This window comes from Corallococcus sp. 4LFB (genome assembly GCF_046520365.1).
Lineage (GTDB): Bacteria > Myxococcota > Myxococcia > Myxococcales > Myxococcaceae > Corallococcus > Corallococcus caeni.
Map to the genome: position 1 here is coordinate 1 of NZ_JBKGHJ010000992.1, position 1,376 is coordinate 1,376.

Consider the following 1,376-nt stretch of genomic DNA (forward strand, 5'->3'; position numbering starts at 1 on the left):
GGTGTGCGCGCCGAAGTAGCCCACGCGCAGCCCCTGGGCGGGGCCTTCGCGCTGGAGCCACCGGGCCGCGCCCGCCATGCGCATGCCCAGCAGGCCCACGTTGAAGCGCAGCTGCCGCGTGCGGCGCTCCTCCATCTCCTCGCTGGTCAGCAGGTCCATCAGCAGGGTGCCCAGCCCCATCGCCTGGAACAGGCGCGAGGTCTGCGCGAGCCGTGGACTCTGGAGGCTGCTGTCGCTGCCGCGCGCCAGCACCACCACGCCCCGCGCCCCCGCGGGCACCGCCAGCCGTCCCCGGAGGAGGACGGCGTCATCGACCGGCACCATCACCTCGCGCTCCAGGTGCGTGCGCGCCGCCGGGCCGCCACCACGCCGCGCTCGTGACTCCCGCGCGTCTTCCCACCCGTGGTCCTGCCCTACCGCCTTCAACCCCGTTCGTGACCGGGGACCTGTCATACAGGCTCCTCCCGTCTGCGTTTGGCTGGTTACAGCGTCTGGCTGAGACCCAAGTTGAGCACTGTGCCCGCCGCTGTGACCTGCCGGAAGGTACAGGGTGTCCAGCGTAGGACAGGGCCGCCGGGGCAGGGGAGGACGCCCCGGGGAGGGTGCCCGGGGCAGGACGTCAGGGCTTCGTGGCCACCACCAGCTCGAAGGGGCCGGGGAGCACCCGCGCGTGCGTGAAGCCCGCGGCGGTGAGCGCCTCCAGGTAGAACTCCACCTCGCGCAGCCGGCTCACGCACGTGTCCACGCCGATGAGGAAGTAGGACCAGAAGAACTGGGCCGCCAGCCGCTCCGGGGTGCGGAACTCCTCGCAGATGAGCACGCGTCCGCCGGAGGGCAGGGCGGTGAAGGCGGCCTGCATGAGCGACCGCGCCACCTCCGCGGGCCAGTCATGCAGCACGCGCACGAACGACAGCGCGTCGTAGCCCGTGGGCAGGGGCTCCTTCAGGAAGTCGCCGCCCACGAACCCCATCCGCTGGTCGGACAGGCCCGCGCGCTCGCGCGTGCGCGCGACGAGCGCTTCGGTCGCGGGCAGGTTGTAGACGTCCACGGCGAGCGCCGGGTGCTGGCGCAGCAGGTGCTCCGCGAGCGTGCCGTCCCCGCCGCCCACGTCGAGCAGCCGCGCCCCGGCGGGCCACAGCGCGCCCGCGTGCGTGCGGAACGTCTCCAGGATGGGGCCCAGGCCCGCGGCCATGCTGGCCTCGAAGCCCTCCACCTGCTCGGGCGTGCGCGGGGGCCAGTCGAACGACGTGGCGGACATGGAGTGCTGGCCGCGCAGCGTCTCCGGCAGCCGGCCGTGCAGGGCCTTCCAGTCGTACTTCTCGCGGTCGCGCTCCAGCGAGCTGGCGCCCAGCACGGCCTCCGCCGCCGCGCGCAGG

General features: G+C 73.9%; 1 protein-coding gene and 1 pseudogene. Both read right to left on the reverse strand.

Features of this window, described 5'->3' with window-relative positions; genetic code table 11:
* A pseudogene (locus ACLEQD_RS43435) lies at window positions 1-453 on the reverse strand (dienelactone hydrolase); the annotation flags it as partial.
* A gap of 166 nt (window positions 454-619) precedes the next feature.
* The coding region (locus ACLEQD_RS43440; RefSeq protein ID WP_410391798.1) for a methyltransferase at window positions 620-1,376 on the reverse strand (757 nt) is incomplete at its 5' end.